This is a genomic window from Lentzea albida (genome assembly GCF_900111005.1).
Lineage (GTDB): Bacteria > Actinomycetota > Actinomycetes > Mycobacteriales > Pseudonocardiaceae > Lentzea > Lentzea albida.
Genome location: NZ_FOFV01000017.1, coordinates 16,531 through 37,109, shown reverse-complemented (window position 1 = coordinate 37,109; position 20,579 = coordinate 16,531). Strand labels below are relative to the sequence as shown.

At 71.8% G+C, this 20,579-nt stretch carries 20 protein-coding genes and 1 pseudogene; 11 read left to right on the top strand and 10 right to left on the bottom strand.

What is annotated here, in order from left to right; all coding sequences use genetic code 11:
* The first annotated feature begins 14 nt into the window (after window positions 1-14).
* From BMY74_RS33700 to BMY74_RS33670, 7 genes are read left to right on the top strand one after another with little or no spacing between them, the layout of a single operon-like run.
* Entirely contained in the window at window positions 15-275 is a 261-nt protein-coding gene (locus BMY74_RS33700; protein ID WP_089922597.1) for a phosphopantetheine-binding protein, read from the top strand.
* Window positions 272-1,462 carry an acyl-CoA dehydrogenase family protein gene (locus BMY74_RS33695; protein ID WP_245786498.1) on the top strand — a complete coding sequence of 397 codons (1,191 nt, stop codon included), beginning with the start codon at window positions 272-274 and terminating at the stop codon, window positions 1,460-1,462. The genes BMY74_RS33700 and BMY74_RS33695 overlap by 4 nt, the downstream gene beginning before the upstream one ends.
* Window positions 1,459-2,109: a 4'-phosphopantetheinyl transferase family protein gene (locus BMY74_RS33690; protein ID WP_089922595.1), complete on the top strand. Its 651-nt coding sequence runs from the start codon at window positions 1,459-1,461 to the stop codon at window positions 2,107-2,109. The genes BMY74_RS33695 and BMY74_RS33690 overlap by 4 nt, the downstream gene beginning before the upstream one ends.
* Window positions 2,106-3,434 (top strand): TrpB-like pyridoxal phosphate-dependent enzyme, encoded by a 1,329-nt coding sequence (locus tag BMY74_RS33685; RefSeq protein ID WP_089922593.1) that lies wholly within the window; start codon window positions 2,106-2,108, stop codon window positions 3,432-3,434. The genes BMY74_RS33690 and BMY74_RS33685 overlap by 4 nt, the downstream gene beginning before the upstream one ends.
* Window positions 3,435-3,455: 21 nt before the next feature.
* Entirely contained in the window at window positions 3,456-3,944 is a 489-nt protein-coding gene (locus BMY74_RS33680; RefSeq protein ID WP_089922590.1) for a flavin reductase family protein, read from the top strand.
* A 9-nt stretch (window positions 3,945-3,953) separates the two neighbouring features.
* Window positions 3,954-4,748 carry an enoyl-CoA hydratase-related protein gene (locus tag BMY74_RS33675; RefSeq protein WP_089922587.1) on the top strand — a complete coding sequence of 265 codons (795 nt, stop codon included), beginning with the start codon at window positions 3,954-3,956 and terminating at the stop codon, window positions 4,746-4,748.
* 13 nt (window positions 4,749-4,761) lie between these two features.
* On the top strand, window positions 4,762-6,021 hold the full coding sequence (locus BMY74_RS33670; protein ID WP_089922585.1) for an aminotransferase family protein: 1,260 nt from the start codon (window positions 4,762-4,764) through the stop codon (window positions 6,019-6,021).
* Window positions 6,022-6,082: 61 nt separating this feature from the next.
* Here BMY74_RS33670 and BMY74_RS33665 read toward each other — a convergent pair whose 3' ends face one another.
* From BMY74_RS33665 to BMY74_RS33650, 4 genes are all read right to left on the bottom strand, one after another.
* Entirely contained in the window at window positions 6,083-7,057 is a 975-nt protein-coding gene (locus BMY74_RS33665; RefSeq protein ID WP_089922583.1) for a DMT family transporter, read from the bottom strand.
* A gap of 194 nt (window positions 7,058-7,251) precedes the next feature.
* Window positions 7,252-7,869, bottom strand: coding sequence for a DUF3618 domain-containing protein (locus tag BMY74_RS33660; RefSeq protein WP_089922581.1), 618 nt, complete (start codon window positions 7,867-7,869; stop codon window positions 7,252-7,254).
* Window positions 7,845-8,261 carry a phage holin family protein gene (locus tag BMY74_RS33655; RefSeq protein ID WP_089922576.1) on the bottom strand — a complete coding sequence of 139 codons (417 nt, stop codon included), beginning with the start codon at window positions 8,259-8,261 and terminating at the stop codon, window positions 7,845-7,847. The genes BMY74_RS33660 and BMY74_RS33655 overlap by 25 nt, the downstream gene beginning before the upstream one ends.
* On the bottom strand, window positions 8,248-8,910 hold the full coding sequence (locus BMY74_RS33650; RefSeq protein ID WP_089922574.1) for a hypothetical protein: 663 nt from the start codon (window positions 8,908-8,910) through the stop codon (window positions 8,248-8,250). Before BMY74_RS33650 ends, BMY74_RS33655 begins: the two co-directional genes overlap by 14 nt.
* A gap of 432 nt (window positions 8,911-9,342) precedes the next feature.
* On the opposite strand from BMY74_RS33650, the gene BMY74_RS33645 reads away from it, so the two are divergent.
* Window positions 9,343-12,486 carry a GH92 family glycosyl hydrolase gene (locus BMY74_RS33645; protein WP_089922572.1) on the top strand — a complete coding sequence of 1,048 codons (3,144 nt, stop codon included), beginning with the start codon at window positions 9,343-9,345 and terminating at the stop codon, window positions 12,484-12,486.
* A gap of 6 nt (window positions 12,487-12,492) precedes the next feature.
* Here BMY74_RS33645 and BMY74_RS33640 read toward each other — a convergent pair whose 3' ends face one another.
* Window positions 12,493-13,947, bottom strand: coding sequence for a serine/threonine-protein kinase (locus tag BMY74_RS33640; RefSeq protein WP_089922569.1), 1,455 nt, complete (start codon window positions 13,945-13,947; stop codon window positions 12,493-12,495).
* A gap of 136 nt (window positions 13,948-14,083) precedes the next feature.
* Here BMY74_RS33640 and BMY74_RS46720 point away from each other — a divergent pair, with 136 nt between their 5' ends.
* Window positions 14,084-14,212: a hypothetical protein gene (locus tag BMY74_RS46720; RefSeq protein WP_281245018.1), complete on the top strand. Its 129-nt coding sequence runs from the start codon at window positions 14,084-14,086 to the stop codon at window positions 14,210-14,212.
* 32 nt (window positions 14,213-14,244) lie between these two features.
* Here BMY74_RS46720 and BMY74_RS33635 read toward each other — a convergent pair whose 3' ends face one another.
* A complete protein-coding gene (locus BMY74_RS33635; protein ID WP_089922567.1) occupies window positions 14,245-14,997 on the bottom strand; it encodes an SDR family NAD(P)-dependent oxidoreductase in 753 nt (250 codons plus the stop codon).
* Between the two features lie 132 nt (window positions 14,998-15,129).
* On the opposite strand from BMY74_RS33635, the gene BMY74_RS33630 reads away from it, so the two are divergent.
* A complete protein-coding gene (locus tag BMY74_RS33630) occupies window positions 15,130-15,765 on the top strand; it encodes a TetR/AcrR family transcriptional regulator (protein WP_089922565.1) in 636 nt (211 codons plus the stop codon).
* Between the two features lie 210 nt (window positions 15,766-15,975).
* Here the strand turns inward: BMY74_RS33630 and BMY74_RS33625 are convergent.
* Both BMY74_RS33625 and BMY74_RS33620 read right to left on the bottom strand, forming a co-directional pair.
* Window positions 15,976-16,137, bottom strand: a pseudogene (locus BMY74_RS33625) (TetR/AcrR family transcriptional regulator); the annotation flags it as partial.
* 133 nt (window positions 16,138-16,270) lie between these two features.
* Entirely contained in the window at window positions 16,271-17,365 is a 1,095-nt protein-coding gene (locus tag BMY74_RS33620; RefSeq protein WP_089922563.1) for an ATP-grasp domain-containing protein, read from the bottom strand.
* 363 nt (window positions 17,366-17,728) lie between these two features.
* Here BMY74_RS33620 and BMY74_RS33615 point away from each other — a divergent pair, with 363 nt between their 5' ends.
* Entirely contained in the window at window positions 17,729-18,769 is a 1,041-nt protein-coding gene (locus tag BMY74_RS33615; RefSeq protein WP_143091796.1) for a hypothetical protein, read from the top strand.
* A 46-nt stretch (window positions 18,770-18,815) separates the two neighbouring features.
* Here the strand turns inward: BMY74_RS33615 and BMY74_RS33610 are convergent, their stop codons facing one another.
* A complete protein-coding gene (locus BMY74_RS33610) occupies window positions 18,816-19,991 on the bottom strand; it encodes a zinc-dependent alcohol dehydrogenase (protein WP_089922557.1) in 1,176 nt (391 codons plus the stop codon).
* Window positions 19,988-20,530 (bottom strand): SRPBCC family protein, encoded by a 543-nt coding sequence (locus BMY74_RS33605; RefSeq protein WP_089922555.1) that lies wholly within the window; start codon window positions 20,528-20,530, stop codon window positions 19,988-19,990. The genes BMY74_RS33610 and BMY74_RS33605 overlap by 4 nt, the downstream gene beginning before the upstream one ends.
* Between the last annotated feature and the right edge of the window lie 49 nt (window positions 20,531-20,579).

The following is a 20,579-nucleotide window of genomic DNA, read 5'->3' as shown; positions in this document are numbered from 1 at the left end:
AAGGACGATCCGTCATGGAAGACAACGAGTTCGACTCGGTGCTGCGCCGGCACCTGAAGAACCTGCCGGAGGACGCGGAACTGCCGGGCGACGCGCCGCTCAAGAAGTACGGCCTGGACTCGATGCAGGCCGTGGAGCTGCTGTTCGACCTGGAGGACGAACTGGGCGTCGTGTTGCCGGACGAGATGATGACCGGTGACACCTTCGCGACCGCCGAAAGCCTGCGCCGGGCCGTGGGAACGGCCGTGGACGAGCCCGCCGCGGAGATGTCGTGACCGCCACGCAGGCCCCGCCGGTCGCGCGGCAGGGGATCGGCGACCGGGTCGCGGCGGTGCTGCCGGTGCTGCGCGAGCACGCCCGGAGGGTGGACGCCGACGCCACCTTCCCCACCGCGCCGCTGGACGCGTTGCGGCACAGCGGGTTGATGGGCCTGCTCGTGCCGACGGCGCACGGCGGTCTCGGCGGAGGCCTGGACGACCTCGTGCGCGTCGCCGCCGAGCTGTCCGGCGAATGCCTGTCGACGGGCATGATCTGGGCGATGCACTGCCAGCAGGTCGCGGCGCTGGCGGTGCACGCGGGCCCGGAGCTGCGGGCGGACCTGCTGCCCCGGCTGGCCGCGGGACAGGTGTACGTCGCCTCGGTCACGAGCGAGAAGGTCAAGGGCGGCCACCTCCTCAGCGCCCACGCGCCGCTGCGCCGCGAAGGCGACCGGGTGCACCTGGAGCGCGACGCGCCGATCGTCACCGGGGGCTCGAACGCCGACGGCTTCCTGATCACCATGAAGGACTCCGACACCGCGCAGCCGGCCGACGTGTCGCTGGTCTACGCCGACCGCGCCCAGCTGACCGTGCGGCACGCCGAAGGCTTCTCCTGGGACCCCATGGGCATGCGCGGGACGCACAGCGGACCACTGCAGCTCTCCGGTGTGGTCCCCGAGAGCGCGATCGTCGGCGGCGCGGGAGGGTTCCGCGAGGTGGCGCTGCGCACGTTCGTCCCGGTCGGCCACATCGCGTGGGCGTCGTGCTGGCTCGGCGCCGCGCGCGGGGCGTTGCGGGCCGTGCTCGAACTGGTGCGCAGCCCCGCCGGCCGCAAGCAGTTCGACCTCGACTCGGACCTGCTGCGCGCCCGGCTCGCCAGGGTGCGGCTCGACCTCGACACCACGGCCGCGCTGATCGCGCAGGTGGTGCGGGACACCGGCCTCGCGCCCGACCCGGAGGCACCGGACGTGCAGCTGCGCCTCAACGGCCTCAAGGTGCACGCCGCCGAACGCTCGTTCGCCGTCGTGGACGCGCTGGTCGAGGTCGTCGGCCTGCGGCACGGCTACCTGCGCGACGCGCCGCTGCCGCTGGAGCGGATGTTCCGCGACCTCCGGTCGGCCTCGCTGAACTACGCGAACGACCGGCTGCTCGGCGCCAACGGCGCGCTGGTGCTGGTCGACCGCGGGGTGGGGCTGGCGCTGTGACGACGTCGCTCACCCCACCCGTGCTGGCCGTGCCCGTCGGCCCGCGGCTGCACCCCGCCCACGTCGCCGTCCTCCCGGCGCACGCCACCGACACCCGCTTCGCCGACGCCACCGAGCACGCCGCGGCCGAAGGCATGGGGCCGTTGCGCGCCAACGAGTTCCTGCGCGGACGATCACTGCTGCGGCAGCTCGTCGCACGGGTGCTCGGTCCCGGCGCGGCGGCCCGGCCGTTGCGGACCACCGACAGAGGAAAGCCGTTGCTGCTGCCCGGTGTCGGCGTGTCCATCTCGCACACCGACCACCACACCGCCGCGGCCGTGTGGACCGGCGGCGAGGTCGGTGTCGACGTCGCCGAGCCACCCGAGCGGCCGCACCGCGGACTGGTCCGGCGCTGCTGCGGCCCGCACGCGGCCGACGTGCTCGCCCGGCCCGACGCGGCGCACGCGTTCAGCCGCGTCTGGGCCGTCCAGGAGGCGTGCGTGAAGGTCACCGGCATGGGGCTCGCCGACCTGCCGTGGCGCATCCCGGTCCACCCCGACGCGCGCGCGGGCCGCTGGCGCCGCGTCCGCTGGCGCCTGGTGGACGTCCCACCGCCCTGCACCCTCGCCCTGGCCGTCCGGCCGTCCCACCACGAGGAGATCCGGTGACCACACCGCCCACTGCCTGGTACAACGTCCTGGCGGACCTCGACTTCGAGCTGCCGCCGGACCTGCCGCCGCCCGCACGGCCCGCCGACGCCCGGCTCGACCCGCAGGTGCCGCTCAGCCTGATCCGCCAGGAGGTCACGCGCGAGCGCTGGGTGCCGATCCCCGAGGAGGTCGCCCGGCGCTACGCCCAGTGGCGCGTCACGCCGTTGCGCCGCGCCAGGGAGTTCGAAAAGGCACTCGGCACGCGAGCCCGCGTCTACTACAAGTACGAGGGCGGCAACCCGTCCGGCAGCCACAAGCTCAACACCGCCATCGCCCAGGCCCACTACTACAAGGCGGCCGGTGCGAAGCGGCTCGCCGTCGCCACCGGCGCGGGCCAGTGGGGCACGGCGGTCGCCACGGCGTGCCACATGTTCGGCCTGGAGTGCGTGGTCTACATGGTCCGCACCAGCCTCGAGAACAAGCCGCACCGCCGCACCATCATGGAGATGCTCGGCGCGGAGGTGATCGCGAGCCCCAGCGAGGGGACCGCCGCGGGCCGGCGGTTCGCCCACGAGCAGGCGGGCACGCTGTCCATCGCGCTGGCCGAGGCCATGGAGGCCACCCGGCAGCCCGGCACCCGGTTCTGCGCGGGCAGCGGCGAAACGTATTCGTTGCTGCACAACACGGTCATGGGCCTGGAGGCGATCGACCAGCTGACCGAGTTCGGCGAACGGGCCGACGTCGTGGTCGCGGGCCTCGGCGCGGGCAGCAACTTCGGCGGGCTCGCCTTCCCGTTCCTGCGTCCCGGTCAGGGCCGCGTCCGGTGCGTGTCGGTGGAGCCCGCCGCGTGCCCGAAGCTCACCAGGGGCCGCTACGCCTACGACTTCACCGACAGCTCCGAGCAGAACCCGTTGCAGAAGATGTACACGCTGGGGTCGCGGTTCGCGCCACCCCGGATGCACGCGGGCGGTCTGCGCTACCACGCCACGGCCAAGGTGGTCAGCGCCCTGTACGACCGCGGTCTGGTCGAGGCGACCGCCTACCAGCAGCGCGACGTGTTCGAGTCCGCCGTGCTGTTCGCCCGCAGCGAGGGCGTCGTGCCGGCTCCCGAGAGCGCCCACGCCGTGCACGGCGCCGTCGTCGAAGCGGCCAAGGCCGACCGGGACGGCACCTCGCCGGTGATCCTGTTCTCGCTCAGCGGGCACGGGCTGTTCGACATGGCGTCCTACCGGTCCTATCTGGACGGTCAGGTGGACGAGGAGGTCGTGGTCACCGACGAGGACATCGAGCGGTCGCTGGAACACCTGCCGCCGCAACCACAACACCAACCGGCCGGCGTCTGACGGCCGCTGGAGGAGGACGCCATGCGCACCCAGGACCGGCTCACCGCCGGCACCGAGTTCCGCGACTTCATGACCCAGTGGCCCACCGGCGTCACGGTCATCACGACCGACGACGGCTCCGCGCCCGCCGGGTGCACCGTCAACGCGATGATGTCGCTGTCGGTCCGGCCACCGACGCTGCTGGTGTCCCTGGCCACCGGCAGCGGCACCCTGGGCGTCATCCGCAGATCGCGGCTGTTCGGTGTGAGCGTGCTGTGCTCGCGCCAGGGAGACCTGTGCGGCCGCTTCGCCACCGGGGCCCAGGCCGACCGGTTCCGGGACGTGCCCACCCGCGTCGTGCGCGGAGTGCCACTGCTGGCGGACGCCGCCGCCGCGATGGTGTGCGACCTGCGCGACGAGCTCGTCTACGGCGACCACGCGCTGCTGGTCGGCGTGCCGCTGTGGCACGAGGTCGACGCCGCCAGCGCCCCGCTGGTGCTGCACCAGCGGGCGTTCCGGGCGCTCGGGTAGGGGGTTTCCGTGGACTTCCGGACGTTCTCGGTGCGACGCCTGGACGCCGGTGTGGCCGAGGTCGCGCTCGACGGCACCGGTGACGGCAACGTGATGGGCGGTCTGGTGTGGACGGAGTTGCCTGCGGTGGTGGCCGCGCTCGACGCCGACGCGGACGTGCGGGCCGTCGTCCTGCGGGGAGCGGGGGAGTGCTTCAGCGGCGGGCTCGACCTGCGGTGGTACCTCCCGCACTACCGCAGGCTCGCCCGCCGTGACGACCTGCCCGCGCGGTTGCTCGCCGAGGCGACGGCGATGCAGGACGCGCTCGGCGCGGTCAACCGCAGCAGGCTCGCGTGGATCGCCGCCGTGCACGGCCCGTGCGTCGGCGCGGGACTCGACCTCGCCTCGGCGTGCGACATCCGGCTCGCCTCGCCTTCGGCGTCCTTCTCCCTGCGCGAGGTGCGTCTGGGCATCGTGGCCGATCTCGGTGCGCTGCAACGGCTTCCGCACGTCATCGGCACGGCCGCCACCAGGGAGCTCGCCCTCACCGGCCGGGACGTCGGCGCGGACGAGGCCCTGGCGCTGCGGCTGGTGACCAGGGTCGCGCCCGACGCCGATGCGTTGTGGGAGAACGCCTTCGCCACCGCCCGGCAGATCGCCGGGAACCCGCCCGCCGCCGTCGCGGGCGTCAAGGCCGTGCTCGACCGCACCAGGGACCTGCCCGTCGCCGACGGGCTGCGCCACGTCGCGCTGTGGAACGCCGCGTTCCTGCCGTCCCCGGAGCTGCCCGACCTGCTCGCCGCGGCACTCAAGTCATCACGTTGACCCAGGAGGAACGATGAGCGAGACCACCGCGCTGTGGTTCAGCGCACTGACCCGGGACACCTCGGCCGAGGAGGTGCGCGGCCGGGCGCTGGTGTCCGGCCGGGGCTGCCACGTCACCGACGCGAGCGGCCGGGAGTACCTCGACGCGAGGTCGGCCCTGTGGAACGCGAGCCTCGGGTACGGCAACCGGGCCGTCGCCGACGCCGTGGCGCGCCAGCTCGCGACGCTGCCCGTCGCCCAGTCGATCCGGCACGACCAGCCGGCGGAGACCACGCTGCGCTACGCCGAGCGCCTGGTCGCCGTGCTGCCCGAGCATCTTCGGCACGTCCGGTTGTGCACCACCGGTGCCCAGGCTGTGGAAGGCGCGGTGTTCCTTTCTCGGTTCACCCGCATCGTCGGCGGCGACCCGGACCGCACGCACGTGATCGCCCAGCTCGACGGTTACCACGGCATCGGCGGCCTCGCCACGGCGATCACCGGGGAGCCGCCCGTGCACGCGTTGCACGGACCGCTCACGCCGGGCGTGCACCACGTGCGCCCGTGGGACCTCGACCACCTGCGCGCCGAGGTCGAGCGGATCGGGCCGCACCGGATCACCGCGATCGTGCTCGAACCCGTCCTCGGCACCGGTGTGGTGGCGGCACCTCCCGGTCACCTGGCCGAGGTGCAGCGCCTGTGCCAGGAGCACGGCATCCACTTCGTCGTCGACGAGGTGTCCACGGGGTTCGGCCGCACCGGCGCGCTCACCGTCACCGGCGAGCTCGGGCTGCGGCCGGACATGCTGTTGCTGAGCAAGGGGATCAGCTCCGGTTACGTCCCGCTGGCCGCGATCGCCACCACCGGCGAGGTGCTGGCCGCGGCCACCGCGCGCCCCGGCGTCGTGCTGCCGCACGGGTCGACCGGCGACGGCAACCCGGTGGCCGCCGCCGCGGGCCTGGCCGTCCTCGACGAACTGGCGGACGGCCGCGTGCTGGCCAACGTCCGGGAGCGGGGCGCTCAGCTGGAGCGGGCGCTGTCGGAGCTGGACGGAGTGCTCGGGGTGCGCGCCCAAGGCCTGATGATCGGCGTCGACCTCGACGCGGACGCCGGCACCGTGGCCGAGCTGCGCCTGCGTTGCCGGGAGGAGGGGCTGCTGCTGTCCACGGCGGGCAGCACGGTCGTCCTCACGCCACCACTGGTGATCACCGCGGCGGACTGCGAGGAACTGGTGACGAAGCTCGACCGGTCGATGCGGGCGACGTTGCCCGCCGAGGTCGCGTCCTTCGCGGGCTGACCCGAACGGCACAGCAGTGGGGGCGTGCTCTGACGCACGCCCCCACTCGTCGTTCGCGGGATCAGCTCTGGCCCACCGGCACGGGCTCCCCGGCCGCCGCCCGCTGCTGCACGCGGATGACCAGCACCACCCCGACCATGATGAGCGCGAACCCCAGCACCTGCCCCAGCGGCGGCCACTCCTGCCGGGCCGCGTAGACGTAGGTGTAGCCGGACAACGTCTCCACGTTCACCAGCATCCCGGCAACGGTGGGGGAGAGCTTCGCCGAGGCGGCGTTCCACAGCCACGTCGCCACCCACGACACCAGAACGCCCAGGACGAGCGCCACGACCACGAAGCCCGCGACTCCGGTTCCTCCCGGCGCGACGCTCAACTGCCCGGTCACGGCGGCCAGCGGCAGTGCCACCACGGTGACCGCGCCGGTCGCGACACCGACCACCGTGGCCCACTGGCCGGCCGGCACGTCGGGGTTCTCCGCCATGAACCTGGCGTTCGCGATCCCGTACCAGGTCCACATCGCCACCGCCCCGGCACACGCGAGCAGGCCGAACACCTTCGTCGCGACCGATGTCGGTTCGGTGGCCTGCGCACCGGAGATCTCGAGCCCGTTCACCACCACCAGGCCCGCCGCCACCAGCGTGACCGGCAGCGCGAGGCTGCGCCAGGAGCACAGCCTCGACACCCGGTTGCCCACCAGCGCCATCACCACTGGGATGCAGCCAATCACCATGTTCGTGACCGGCGCGCCCACGGTCTGGATGCCGATGACCAGCAACAGGTAGTACCCCGCGTTGCCGGCGATGCCGAACCCGAGAGCCGGTGCCCAGTGCCGCCGGGCGATCCGCCGGATCCCCGCGCCGCCGACGACGAACAGACCCAGCGACAGCACCCCGTAGGCGAGGTAGCGGCCCGCTGTCACGGCCACCGCCGACCACCCGGTCAACAGGTCCGGCAGCACGAACGCGAGCCCCCAGACGAGGCCCGCGCTGACGCCGGCCCCGAGCGCGATCGCACCTGAACCACGGCCGAAGGACATGCGACTCCTCCCCTGAGTCCTGCTCAAGGAGGTTGCACGAATCGGCAGGGCGGTAAACGACGGGCAGTACGTCCTTTTGGGGAGAGATGAATTCCACTTGCTGGTGAAAGCATTGGGAGAAAAGACGCTGTGTCGCCGCAAGCCGACGAGGGCCTCGAACTCCGCGGAGTTCGAGGCCCTCGTTCACGGCCGTGTCAGGACCGGACTTCGCGTGCGGCGTCGCGACCGTGCTGCGCCACGTCCTGCGCGGAGGCCTTGCCCTGCTCGGCCGTGGTCCTGGCCGCGTCCGTGGCGGTCTGCTTCACCTCGTCCGCGGCGTCGCGGACGTCCGAGCCGACGTCCTCCTTGAGGTGTTCGGCGGACTCCGTCAGCGCCTGCTTGACGGGCTCGATCGCGTCGCTCGCCCGGTCGCTCACCTCGGTGACGAGCTGTTGCTCCGCCTGCGACCGGGGAAGGAGCGAAGCGACCAGCAGGCCGCCGCCGAACGCGATGATGCCCGCCGCGATCGGGTTGCCCTGCGTCTGGCGGATCGCCTGGCGTGGAGCCTCCTGCACCGCTTCGACGGCGCGACCGGCGTTGTCGGCGACGGCTTCCTTCGCGTGGTGCGCCCCGTCCTGCACGGACGAGGTGGCGTTGGTGGTGGTGCCCATGATGTTGTCCCTCAACGACGAGAGCCCGTTGCGGATCCGCTGCGTGCGGCGCTGCGCGATGCGCTTGGGGCTGGTGCGGTCGACGAGGCGGTTGGCGTCGTCGACCAGATCGGCCCTGGTGTGGTCGATCTCGCGCCTTATTTGGTCGGGTGTCGGGCCCATTCGGCGTCCTCCTTGAGGGATTCGACGGTGCGTTCGGGTTTGGGCGCCACCTGGCGGAGCTTGGTGCGTCCGTTGCTGTACAAGGCGAAACCGGCGATGCCCCACAGCGCGGCGACGATCAGCGCCGCCCAGCCGAGCGGCAGAACGGCGCCGAGCGCAAAGACCAGGGCGAGGCTGAGCAGCACCGCGGTCATGTACCCGGCGAAGCCCGCGCCCGCGAGCATGCCGGTGGCCTTGCCCGCCTTCTTCGCCTCTTCACGGATCTCCGCCTTGGCCAGTTCGAGTTCCTGGCGCATCAACTGGGAGAGGTCCTGCGCCAGGTCCCCGACGAGTTCGCCGAGCGACTCGCGTTCGGCGGGAGCGGGCGGCAGACCGGTGTCAGGGCTGGACATACCGCGCACCTCCGGACACGACGGGATCCGGCGAGTACGGGTCGCGCGGCGCGGGCTCGGTGCCGATCGCGCCCCGTTCCTCGAACGGCAGCGCGTCGGTCAGCGTGCCCTCCTGGTGGACGGGCGTCGCCGAGAACCCGGGGTCCGGGGCCGGCCGGGGCGCGGCGGCGGGCTGCTGACCGGTGGCGCTCTTCGCGACGCGCCCGACGAGGAACCCCGCCACCGCGGCGCCCAGCAGGAACGCGCCGGGCCGGCGCCGGGCGAAGTCCTGCGCGGAGTCGAGCAGACCCCGGGCACCGCGCTCGTCCAGGTACCGCGCGGCCTGCCTGCTGGAGTCGGCGATCTGTCGCACGGCACTCGCCGACAGCGAGTCCTGCGGCGTGGCGTCGGCCATGGAGCTCAGTTCGTCGGCGATCCGCCCCAGCTGGCCGGACGCCTTCCTGGCCTGCTGCTCGGCCTCCTCGGCGATCCTGCTCCGCGCACCGTGCAGCACGTGGTTCGCCTGCGCCTTGGCCTCCTGCGCCACCTGGCCGAACTGGTCCTGGGCGGTCGCCCGCACCTCCCCGGCGGCGTCCTTGGCGTGGTCCACCACCGCGGCGCCTTCCTGCTTGGCGGTGTCACGAACACCGCCCGTCTGGTTCTCGGTCACGACTGGCTCCTCAAATGTCGACGTGTGTTCGCAGTGCCAGCTACCCCTCACAAGCCGGGGCAAACCGGGACGGCTCAACAGAAAGTTGTTGCGAGACAGGGATTAAGGAGAACCAATGCGGGTAAGCGCGGGTGCGGGGCCGGCCAGGACGGGCTCTGTCGGATCTCGGTGTGCCGGCGTCAGCCCAGCGGTGCCGAGTGCCGCAACGGGACGAAGTGGTGGAGCTGCTCCGTGACTGTCGACTGTGGACCGGGTCGGCCCCGGCGCCGCCTCGTCCGTCGGGTCGGTGGCCGGTGACCCCGGTCGGCGTGTCGCTGACATGGTTGTCACCTGGCCGGCCACCTGGACGAGCCAAGTCCTTGTCAAAACGTTGACGCCGCCCGTGCCGACCGGAAGGTTCGGAGGAGGCAGCGTCAACGGCAAGGAGGCCCGATGCGGTACAGGCTCGCGGTGGCTGTGGTCGTGGCGGCGGTGCTGGGCGCACCCGGCTCCGTGGTAGCGGCTCCGACAACGATGTCACCGCTGGTGGCCGATCCGACCGCGTACGTCGACCCGATGATCGGAACGGGCCGCGGCGGCGCCACGGTGGGGGAGATCAACAACTTCCCGGGCCCCTCGACGCCGTTCGGCATGATGCAGTTCTCGCCCGACACCCAGGGCTCGTACGCCGGCTACCAGTACCACTCCGACCGCATCAGGGGCTTCAGCCTCACGCACGCGTCGGTCGGGTGCACGGCGTTCGGTGACGTGCCGGTGCTGCCCGTGGCCGGTGACGTCGGCGCCGCGCCCTGGGACCGCACCGAGAAGTTCACCCACGACGGCGAGCAGGCCGAGCCCGGCTACTACGCGGTGACGCTCGGGGACGTCCGCGCGGAGCTGACCGCGAGCACCCGCACCGGTCTCGCCACCTTCACCTACCCGGCCGGGTCGGCGTCGCAGGTGCTCGTCAAGGCGGGCGGCAGTCTCGCCGGGAACTCCCGCGCGGACGTGCGGATCACCGGTGACCGTCGGCTGAGCGGCTCGGCCACCACCGGCGACTTCTGCGGCAAGGGCAACGAATACACGCTGTACTACCAGATCACCTTCGACCAGCCGTTCACCGCGCACGGCACTTGGGACGGCCGCACGGTTTCTCCTGGCGCGGACAGCGCGGACGCGCCCCGAGCGGGCGCGTACCTGAGTTTCGGCTCGAGCACCGTGGTGCGGGCGAAGGTGTCCATGTCCTACGTGAGCGTCGACGGCGCCGGGGCCAACATGGCGGAAGAGGTGCCCGGCTGGGACTTCGCGGCCGTCCGGAAGTCCACCAGGGACTCGTGGGCACGCGCGCTCGGCAAGATCCGGGTCGCCGGCCGGGACACCGCACAGCTCAAGTCGTTCTACACCGCGCTGTACCACTCGTTGATGCACCCCAACACCTTCGACGACGTGGACGGGCGCTACATCGGTTTCGACGACCAGATCAGGACGTTGCCGAAGGGCCGGCACCAGTACGCCAACTTCTCCGACTGGGACACCTACCGCTCGCTGGCGCCGTTGCAGGCCATGCTCTTCCCGCGCGAAGCCAGCGACATGGCGCAGTCGCTCACCAACGACGCCGTGCAGGGCGGCTGGTGGCCGCGCTGGCCGATCGCGAACGACTACACCGGCCAGATGACCGGCGACAGCTCGGTGGCGCTGGTCTCCACGCTGCACGCCTTCGGTGCGCGGGACTTCGACGTGAAGACAGCGCTCAAGTACCTCGTCAAAGGTGCGACCTCGGTGGACCACACGCCGGGTGCCTACCAGGAGCGGCCCGGGATCGAGCAGTACGTCGAGCGCGGGTACCTGCCGAACGACGACTCCGCCCGCGGCGACCACGCCCGCGTCGGCGCGTCGATCACGCTGGAGTGGGCCGTCGACGACTTCGCCATCGCCCGGTTCGCGCAGGCGATCGGCGAGCACGCCACCGCCCGCGGGTTCTCCCGGCGCGGCCAGCACTGGCAGAACGTCTTCAACCCGATCACCGACCACATCGCGCCACGCGACCGGGACGGCCGGTTCCCGGACGGTCCCGGCTACGTGCCGCCGAAGCCCGGCAGGTTCGGCCAGAACGGTTTCGACGAGGGCAACGCCGCCCAGTACTCGTGGATGGTGCCGCAGAACCCGGCGGGACTCGTGACGGCGATGGGTGGTCCGGCGGCGGTCTCGCAGCGCCTCGACGTGTTCTTCCAGAAGCTCAACATCGGGGCGAACGAGCCGTACATGTGGATCGGCAACGAGCCGAACTTCGGGGTTCCGTGGCTGTACAACCACGTCGGGCAGCCGTGGAAGACGCAGGAGGTCGTCCGCCGAATCGCCACGACGACGTTCAGCGCGACGCCCGACGGCGCACCCGGCAACGACGACCTCGGCGCGATGTCGTCCTGGTACGTCTGGGCCGCGCTCGGTGTCTACCCCGCCACCCCCGGCACGCCGGACCTGGTCGTGCACAGCCCGTTGTTCGAACGCGCGGTGATCTCGCTGCCGACCGGGCGGGAGATCGACGTCCGGGCGCCCAAGGCCTCCACGACCGCACCGTACGTGCACGGGCTCAAGCTCGACGGCCGGAGCTGGAACCGCACCTCCCTGCCGCAGAACGCCGTCCGGGACGGCGGCAGGCTGGACTTCGAGCTCGCCACGACCCCGGACCCGGCCTGGGCCGCGGGCAGCACCCCACCGTCCTATCGCGACGGTGAGAAGCCGTTCCTGGCGGCGGCCACGAGCCAGATCACCGTCGAACCCGGTGCCACGGGCCGGTTCGAGGTGAGCGCGCAACGCCTCGGCGGCCGCGACCGAGCGCTCCAGGTGACGACCGGCGCACCGGCCGGCCTCACCGTCACCGGCCCGCAGACGCTCGGTTTGGACGACCGGACCGGCAGTGGAACCACCACGCTGACCGTCGCGGTCGCGCCGGACGTGCCGGAGGGCTACCACGAGGTGCCGGTGACCGTGCGCGGCGGCGGAACGTCGTCGCCCGGCTCGGTGATCGTGCTGGTCGCGGCGAAGAACGGGTTCACCGCCTCCTACGCGAACGTCGGCATCTCCGACGACGGTGACACCGGCTCGGCGGACGTCGACGGCGCCGGGAACAGCTTCTCCCGGGAGTCGCTGGCGGCCGCGGGGCTCGTCGGCGGCAGCGCGCACCAGGCCGCCGGCACGTCGTTCACCTGGCCCGCGGCACCCGCCGGCCGCCCGGACAACGTCGTTCCCGCCGGGCAGACGATCACCCTGGGCACGTCGGCGACCCGCCTGTCGTTCATCGGCGCGGCCACGAACGGCGACCACCGCGCCACCGCGACGGTGACCTTCACCGACGGCGGCACGGGCCAGGCCGACCTGTCGTTCGGTGACTGGGTGCTGCCTGGGGGAGGCCAGGACCCGGTGTTCGGCAACACGCTCGTCGCCCGAGCCGGGTACCGCAACAGGCCGAACGGTCCCGAGCCCGGCGCGCTGGTCTTCGCGACCGCGCCGTTCGACGCACCGGCGGGGAAGCGGATCGCGTCGATCACGTTGCCGTCCAACGCGAACATGCATTTGTTCGCGATCGGTCTGTCCTAAGGCGACTCAGAACGCGATGGTGCAGTTGACCACGCTGTACTTGCCCGGGACCACGTCGTGCCACCGCTCGTTCCACGTGCCGCCCGCCTTGGCGCAGATCTGCGGGGCCTTGTCCCGCGCGTCGTCCTCGTCGGCGATCAGGCCGCCGGCGTCGATGTCCAGAACGCGCCTCGTGGTCGGCTCGAACACGAACGAGCAGGTCACCATGCTGTACTCACCGACGGTCTGGCCCGGGGTGAACCACGCGACGTTGAACTTGCCGCCCACCTGCTCGCAGATGGCCGGCCCTTTCGCCTGCGCCTCGTCGTTGCCGAACAGCGGGCCACCGGCGGGAATGGTCAGCAGGCGCGTCGTGGTCTGGACGGCGGAGGAGGGCGGCCCGGAGGACGGCGTGGCGACGGGCGTGGTGGAGGTGGACGACGCGGACGACGTCCAGGACCGCAGGTGCGGGTACAGGACGACGGCCGACGCGATCACGGCGAGCAGGACGAACGCGGCGATGCCCCAGCCGAGCGCACGACGCCGGGCCGGCGGGCGAGGGGCCTGGTCCGGCAGCAACCGGGTGTGCTGCGGTTCCACCGCCCGGCCGTCAGGTCTCCTCGCTCCCGCGTTCACGGCAGGTGCCGGGACGGCCTGACGCGGGGGAGCCAGCGCCGCACGCGCCGCCGCGGCCAGTGCTCCGGCTGTGGGGTGGCGGTGCCGGGGGTCCTTGGCCAGGGCGCGGGTGACGACGTCGTCGAGTCCGGGCGGAAGACCGGGGCGGACGGCGCTGGGCCGTGGCGGTGCGGTGTTGAGGTGGGCGAACATCATCGCCAGGTTGTTCTCGCACGGGAACGGGAGTTGCCCGGTGAGGAGCTCGTGGAGCACACAGCCCAGGGCGTAGATGTCGACGGCCTTCTGGAAGGCGTCCGCGGCCAGAACCGGTTGCAGCCGCTCGGGTGCCGTGTAGGCGGGGCTGCCGAGCGCGGTGTCGCTCGTGGCGGTGGTGTCGAGCGAGCTGTGGACGATGCCGAAGTCGATGAGGTAGGCGAACTCGTCCGCGCCGGTCCCGGCGACGATCACGTTGGAGGGCTTGACGTCGCGGTGGATCAGGTTCTCGGCGTGCGCGGCGTCGAGCGCCGCGCCGATCTGCCCGACGACGTGCACCGCGCGGGCCGGGTCCAGCGGCCCTTCCCGGCGCAGGAGCGAGCCCAGGTCGAGGCCGTCGACCAGGCGCATGTCGATGAACAGGTGGCCGTTGATCTCGCCGAAGTCGTGGATCGGGATGATGTGCGGCTCACGCAGTCGGGCCGCCACCTGGGATTCACGCCGGAAGCGGGCCTGGTACCCGGTGTCGGAGGCCAGACCGACCGGCAGGAGCTTCACCGCGACGGTGCGCTCCTTGACGGTGTCGTAGGCGCGGTAGACCTCGCCCATGCCACCGCGGCCCAGCAGTGACTCCAGCCGATATGGACCGAACATTCCCGTTGCCGGAGCGGAACTGCCGGGATCGATCACTGTGCAGACCCTCCGGGGGAGTCGCCGTCCAGGCGAGCTGATCCGGCCACACGGTATCAGTCGGGTGAACGAGTCCTGCTCGGAGCGTGAAAGATCTGACTTGTCCAACAAGGACACCCTGCTCACGGCGATGCGCGAACCGTTCCACGACAACGGGTTCAGCTGGAATCCCGTGCACGTGCCGTGCGTCGAGGCGGATCAGACCGCCGACGGCGACCCGATGGTCTGACCCGGTCCTCGACGTCGTGCGTCACCGCGCTGTCAGGCGGCCGACAGCTCCGCCTTCGGGGGCTCGACCGCGGTGAGGCCGCCGTCCACGGGGATGACGGCCCCGTTGACGTACGACGCGCCGGGGCCCGCCAGGAAGGCGATCACCTCGGCGACGTCCTCGGGGCGGGCGACGCGGCGCAGGGGGATGAGCGGGTTGTACCTGTCCAGCCACTCGGCGGGGGCGCTGGTGTAGACCGGGCCGGGGGCCACCGCGTTGACGTTCACGCCGGCCGGGCCGTACTCGGCCGCCCAGGCGCGGGTCAGCGAGTTGACCGCTCCCTTCGTGGCCGCGTAGACGGCGTTGTAGCGGTCACCGAGCGTGGCGGCGCCGCTGCTGACGTTGATCACGCTGCCGCTGCCCCGGTCGGCCATCCTCGGCGCGAGGGCGGCGGTCAGCGCGTAGACCGCTCGCAGGTTGCCGTCGAGCATCGCGTCGTACTGCTCGGTGGTGATGCTGGCGCTGGGGCCGAAGCTGGCCGCCGCGGCGTTGTTCACCAGCACGTCCACCTCGCCCGCCTGCTCGGCCAGCCGGGCCACGTCCTCCTGGCTGGTCAGGTCGGCCGCGACGAAGCGGGCCGTGCCACCGGCGGACTCGATCTCCCGGACCACCTCCGCACCGCGCCCGGCGTCGCGGCCGGTCACCACGACGCTCGCGCCGCGCGCGGCCAGGGCGATGGCCGTCGCCCGGCCGATGCCGGAGGTGGAACCGGTGACGAGGGCGGTCTTGCCCATCAGCTCGTTCATGATGAAGCCCTTCTTCTGTTCGGTACCGCTCGTAACGCGCTTGACCAGCGCATAATTCCGTACCGATCGATCGGTACTAAATTACGGCAGCAGTTTTGGATCGATCGGTACGGAATTGGTAGGCTCGGTCACGTGGACAGCCAGCGCAGCGCGCCCGTCGGGCGGCCTCGGAGCTTCGACGTGGACGAGGCCCTCGAGAAGGCGATGCGGGTGTTCTGGCAGAACGGCTACGAGGGCGCGAGCCTGCCCGACCTGACCGAGGCCATGGGGATCAGCCGTACGAGCATGTACGCCGTCTTCGGCAACAAGGAGGAGCTCTTCCGCAAGGCCCTCGCGCGCTACGCGGACGGCCCGGCGTCCTACGGCGTCGCGGCCGTTGCCGAGCCGACTGCCCGCGGTGTGGCCATGGAGTTCCTGCACGGCGCGGTCCTCAGTGCCACCCTGCCGGGCTACCCGGCCGGATGCCTCAGCCTGCGGGCCTCCCTGATCGGGGGCGAGGACGGGCAGGTGATCCGCGCACTGCTGGCCACCTGGCGCGACGAGACCAGGGCCATGCTCACGGACCGCTTCCGGCGGGCCGTCGACGAGGGCGACCTGCCGGCGGAGACCGACCCGGCACTGCTGGCGAGGTACCTCATGATGATCGGCAACGGGGTGGCGGTGCAGGCGGCCGGTGGCGCCGGGCGCGCCGACCTGGGAGTGATCGTCGACGCGGTCCTGGAGAGCTGGCCGCCCCGGCTGAACGTGGCGGACGTGAAGGACCGCTGACGCGCGGCCGACGAGGTCGTCGGCATGGCTCAGCCGGCGTCGCGCGGAAGCGTTCCCCCGAGGCAGCGCACCGCGGGCGCCAGGGTCTCCCGCACCGTCCGGAACACGGCCCCAGCGGTCGACGGCGCCTCGTGGAAGGCGTGGTGCTCCGCAGCCACGCGCAGGGCCGGTTCCGCGTCCGTAGTGCCGCAGGTAGCTGGCCCGGGCCAACTCGGTCTTGCTGCCGAAGTGGTAGCTGACCGCCGAGTTGTCGCCCAGGCCCGCCTCGTCGCTGATCTGCCGGTGGGAGACCGAGAAGGCGCCGTGCTCGGTGAACATGCGTTCGGCGGTCTCGAGGATGCGCGTCCTCGTGTCCTCTGGCGGCCTGCGCACGGAGGTCGCGTGGTCCGCGGGTTCGGCACGAACACCGGCCAGTTCTGCCGGGCCGCTTCGAACGCCGGTCCTCGCCGAGAACGGGTTGCAGTTCCGCGATCTCCTCGCCGCGGAACCCGGAGCTCGCGACGCGTCAGTGGTTGTACATGGCTTCGAGCGCGGTGCGGCGGGTGGTGACGTCGCCGGGGTCGTCTCCGAAGACGACCAGGTGCAGTGTGGTCAGCCTGACCGGGTGGTCGGTGCGGCGGGTGTCGTGGCCTCCGGTGACAAGCAGCCCTCCCCGTTGCAGGGCAGGACGCAGCGCGGCCAGCAGTGCGGCGATCGGTGCTGTGGTGGTGAGTTTCGTGGACTCCGACGGGCGGTCGAGGGCGTCGGGGCGGACGGTGTGCAGCGCCAGCAGGGGGATGGAACCGCTGGTGATGCGGAAGTTGAGGTCGAGCATGACCAGTCTGCCGTCGTGCGTCTGCGCGCAGTCGAGGCTGCACATGCCGCGGTAGCCGACGTCGGCGGCGCGCTGGGCGATCGCGAGGCACTCGGTGAGCAGGTCGGCGGGGAGGGGGACGACGAGCCCGAAGCGGCCGCCGGCGTACACGCCGAGGGCGTCGACGCGCTGGTCGGTGACGGCGAGCAGGCGGGCCTTCCCGTCGGCGGCGACGTAGAGCTGGACGCCCCAGTTGCGGTGCAGGTCCAGGTACTCCTCGACGACGACCTCGGTGAGCAGGTCGGTGAACGCGGGCAGCGTCACGCGGTCTCCTGCGCGGTGCAGGTAGACGTCGAGACTGGCACCGTGGGCCGCGTTGGTGGCGGCTTTGAGGACCCAGGACTTCTCGGCCGGGGTGGCGTGGGCGAGTTCGCCGATGGCGACGATCTGGCGCCGCGCCTGGAACCGCGGGTCCACGAAGGTGCTGATGCTGGCCTTGTTGTTGAGGTGGCCGACGAGTTCGGCGCTCTTCACCGAACGTTCGTCGGGGCTCACCCCGGTGGGCTGCGGGTATTCCATCGAAAGGCGCAGGCCGTCGCTCAGGGCTTCGCTCACGCGGATCGCGAACTCGGCCTCGGTGCGGAACTCCCGCGCGTCGGTGCCGACGGGCAGGCCGCCGTCGCGAAGGGTGGCGATCAGGTTGGGTTCGGTCCCGCCCGCGCTGCTGATGACGGGAGTGCCGGCGGCCACGGCGAGGGGACGGGCGGACAGGACGTCGCGGGTGTTGCGGTGCCTGCTCGACGGCACCGCCGGCTCCTGGGCGGGACGGGCGCAGACGGCGACGTCGGGACCGTAGATGTCGGTGAGCGTGCGGGGTGCGGCCGTGGCGGGGGTGAGTGCCGGAGCGGTGATGGAGGTCTCCCTGGTGGGGGTGCCCGGTGGAGGGCGTGGAGTCGGGCGGACCTTCGGCGAGCGGTGAGACGTGCTCGGAGATGAGGCGAAGCCTTCCGGCGCGGAGCCGAGGCGGCGTGGACCTCAACTCTCCCACGTCTCGAGGGTTTCGGGTGACATCGGTGCTCATCGCCGCTGTGGCGTTCGGCAGGACGGATTCCGTGACGCGTCGGGGAATCCGGTCGAGTATCCGGGTTTTCGCGGGGTACTCGACGCCGCATGCAGAAAACCGTTGTGCTGGGTCTGCTCGCCGATCCCGGGCTGGCGACCGACATCGTGGAGGACTTGGCCGGAGATCTGCCGCGGCGCCTGAGTCGTGACGTGGACGGGGACGTCGAGTGGCGGGTGGTGCCGGTGTGCGACCACTTCGCGGCTGACGAGCACGGCTCCGTGCGCCACGTGGTGGAAGCGGTGCGCGATCAGGTCGTGGAGGAGCGGTGTGACCTCTGGGTGTGCCTGACCGACCTGCCGCGCAGAGCGGGCACCGACCCGGTGGTGGCCGATGCCAGCGCCGACGACGGGCTCGCCGTGGCGTCGCTTCCGGCGCTCGGCAGCTGGGGCCTGCGCCGCAAGACCGGTGACGTGGTCAGCGCCGTCGTCGCCGAACTGAGGGACCGGGAAGTCCCGATGCACCGGTTGGCCCGGCGGGTGGACTCGCCGACCGACGACATCGGTGTGCGGTTCGTGGCGCCGGGTTTGCGCGGGCGGCTGCGGATGTTCGCGGGCATGGTCCGGGCGAACCGGCCGTGGCGGCTCGCGATGGGGCTGTCCAGCGTGCTGGTCGCCGCGTTCGGCACGGGCGCGTACACGTTGATCAGCCCGACCATGTGGATGCTCGGCGCGCAGTCGAGCGTGGTGAGGCTGCTGTCCGCGATGGTGCTGTCGATCGCGGCGATGGTGACGTGGCTGGTCGTGACCCACGACCTGTGGGAGCGCCCGTCCGACGCGCTCGGGAAGGAGCGGGCGCGGCTGTACAACCTCACGACGGTGGTCACGCTGGTGCTGGGGATCTCCACGTTGTACGTGGCGTTGTTCCTGGTGGTGCTCGCATCGGCGGTGCTGGTGCTCGAACCGTCCGTCCTGCGACAGCAGCTCGGCCACCCTCCGGCCGTGGGCGACTACCTGGGACTGGCGTGGCTGGCGGCGTCGGTCGCGACCGTGGCCGGTGCGCTCGGAGCGCGCCTGGAGAGTGACGAAGCGGTGCGCAACGCCGCCTACGGTCACCGCCAGCAGGCGCGCCGCGAGAAGCTGCGGAGCTGACCCGCGGACCAGGAAGTCCATTGTGGACTTCCTGGTCCGCGTTCGGTCAGGGCTTGAGGACGACCTTCTCGCAGTTGTCCTCTTTGTTCTTGAACATCTCGAAGCCGCGCTCCGCCTCGTCGAGCGGCAGGGTGTGCGTGATGATCCGGGTCGGATCGAGCTCCCCGCGTTCGATGCGGTCCAGCAGCGGCTTCATGTAGCGGTGGACGTGGCACTGCCCGGTGCGCAGGGTCAGCGAGCGGTTCATCCACGCGCCGGCCGGGAACTTGTCGATCAGTCCGCCGTAGACGCCGATCACCGAGACGACGCCGCCGCTGCGGCACGACATGATGGCCTGGCGCAGCGCGTGCGGGCGGTCGGTCTCGGACCGCACGGCCTGCTTGACCCGGTCGTAGGCGGAGATGTGCGCGCTGCCGTGCGTGGCCTCCAGGCCCACGGCGTCGATGCACTTGTCCGGTCCGCGTCCGCCGGTGAGCTCCAGCAGCCGGGACCGGACGTCGACCTCCTCGAAGTTCACCGGCGTGTGGCCCGCCTGCTCGGCCATCTGCAGCCGGTAGGGCTCCTTGTCGATGGCGATGACCTTCGCGGCGCCGAGGACCCTGGCACTGTCCATGGCGAACTGGCCGACCGGGCCGGCACCCCAGACCGCCACGACGTCGGTGGGCTGGATGTCGCACATGTCGGCGCCCATGTACCCGGTGGGCAGGATGTCGGAGAGGAACAGCACCTGCTCGTCGGTCAGGTCCGACTCGATCTTCAACGGCCCGACGTCGGCGAACGGCACGCGCGCGTACTGCGCCTGCCCGCCCGCGAAACCGCCGGTCAGGTGCGAGTAGCCGAAGATCCCCGCGGTGGGGTGGCCGAACATCTTCTCCGAGATCCCGGCGTTGGGGTTGGTGTTCTCACAGCACGAGTACAGCCCGGCGGCACAGGCGGCGCACGCGCCGCAGGCGATCGGGAACGGCACGACGACCCGGTCCCCGACGCGCAGCCGGTCCGCGGCGACACCGGAGCCGACCTCGACGACCTCGCCCATGAACTCGTGGCCCAGGACGTCGCCGTCCTGCATGGTCGGCACGTAGCCGTCGACCAGGTGCAGGTCCGAGCCGCAGATCGCGGTGGAGGTGATCCGGACGATCGCGTCGCGACTGTTGAGGATCTTCGGATCCGGCACGTCGCGGACCTCGACCTTGTTGCGGCCCGCCCAGGTGTTCGCCCTCATGCGTCCGGTCCCTTCTCCAGCTCGGCGTCCGACAGCGGTTGTGCCGGGCGCTGCGGGAACTCCTTGCGCGCCCGCTTGCCCCACGGGGCCCCGTCGGACCGGACGACCTCGCCGGTCTCCAGCACCTGCTTGAACCTGCGCAGGTCGTCGTCGAGCTGCTGGTGCGGTTCCTCGCCGAAGTACCGCGCGACGGCCTTGCCGATCGCGCCGCCCGGGATGTCGTACACCAGTCCGACGTGGACCTCGGTGCTCTCCCCGTCCGGGGCGGGCACGAACCGGACGACGCCCGCGTTGGGCACGTCGGCGTCGCCGGTGGACCGCCAGGCGATCCTCTCGGCCTGCACCTCCTCGACGATCTCCGCGTCCCACTCGACGTTCTGCCCGAACGGGGCGTCGGCGACCCAGTGGCTCGTCCGGTCGCCGGTGGTGCGGACCTCCTCCAGATGTCCCATGAACGTCGGGAGGTTCTGGAGGTCGCGCCAGAACGCGAACACCTCCGTCACGGGTTTGCGCACCGTGGTCGTAGCAGTCAATTCCATGGATCCTCCTCCGCGTGCCCCGCGCCACCGGCGAGTCCGAAGGACGGCG

What these genes read in the sequence shown, in the direction of transcription:
- BMY74_RS33700 (WP_089922597.1), top strand. Translation starts at nt 15, where the DNA reads ATGGAAGACAACGAGTTCGACTCGGTGCTGCGCCGGCACCTGAAGAAC.
- BMY74_RS33680 (WP_089922590.1), top strand. Translation starts at nt 3,456, where the DNA reads ATGCGCACCCAGGACCGGCTCACCGCCGGCACCGAGTTCCGCGACTTC.
- BMY74_RS33670 (WP_089922585.1), top strand. Translation starts at nt 4,762, where the DNA reads ATGAGCGAGACCACCGCGCTGTGGTTCAGCGCACTGACCCGGGACACC.
- BMY74_RS33665 (WP_089922583.1), bottom strand. Translation starts at nt 7,057, where the DNA reads ATGTCCTTCGGCCGTGGTTCAGGTGCGATCGCGCTCGGGGCCGGCGTC.
- BMY74_RS33660 (WP_089922581.1), bottom strand. Translation starts at nt 7,869, where the DNA reads ATGGGCCCGACACCCGACCAAATAAGGCGCGAGATCGACCACACCAGG.
- BMY74_RS33655 (WP_089922576.1), bottom strand. Translation starts at nt 8,261, where the DNA reads ATGTCCAGCCCTGACACCGGTCTGCCGCCCGCTCCCGCCGAACGCGAG.
- BMY74_RS33645 (WP_089922572.1), top strand. Translation starts at nt 9,343, where the DNA reads ATGCGGTACAGGCTCGCGGTGGCTGTGGTCGTGGCGGCGGTGCTGGGC.
- BMY74_RS33640 (WP_089922569.1), bottom strand. Translation starts at nt 13,947, where the DNA reads ATGTTCGGTCCATATCGGCTGGAGTCACTGCTGGGCCGCGGTGGCATG.
- BMY74_RS33635 (WP_089922567.1), bottom strand. Translation starts at nt 14,997, where the DNA reads ATGAACGAGCTGATGGGCAAGACCGCCCTCGTCACCGGTTCCACCTCC.
- BMY74_RS33615 (WP_143091796.1), top strand. Translation starts at nt 17,729, where the DNA reads ATGCAGAAAACCGTTGTGCTGGGTCTGCTCGCCGATCCCGGGCTGGCG.
- BMY74_RS33610 (WP_089922557.1), bottom strand. Translation starts at nt 19,991, where the DNA reads ATGAGGGCGAACACCTGGGCGGGCCGCAACAAGGTCGAGGTCCGCGAC.
- BMY74_RS33605 (WP_089922555.1), bottom strand. Translation starts at nt 20,530, where the DNA reads ATGGAATTGACTGCTACGACCACGGTGCGCAAACCCGTGACGGAGGTG.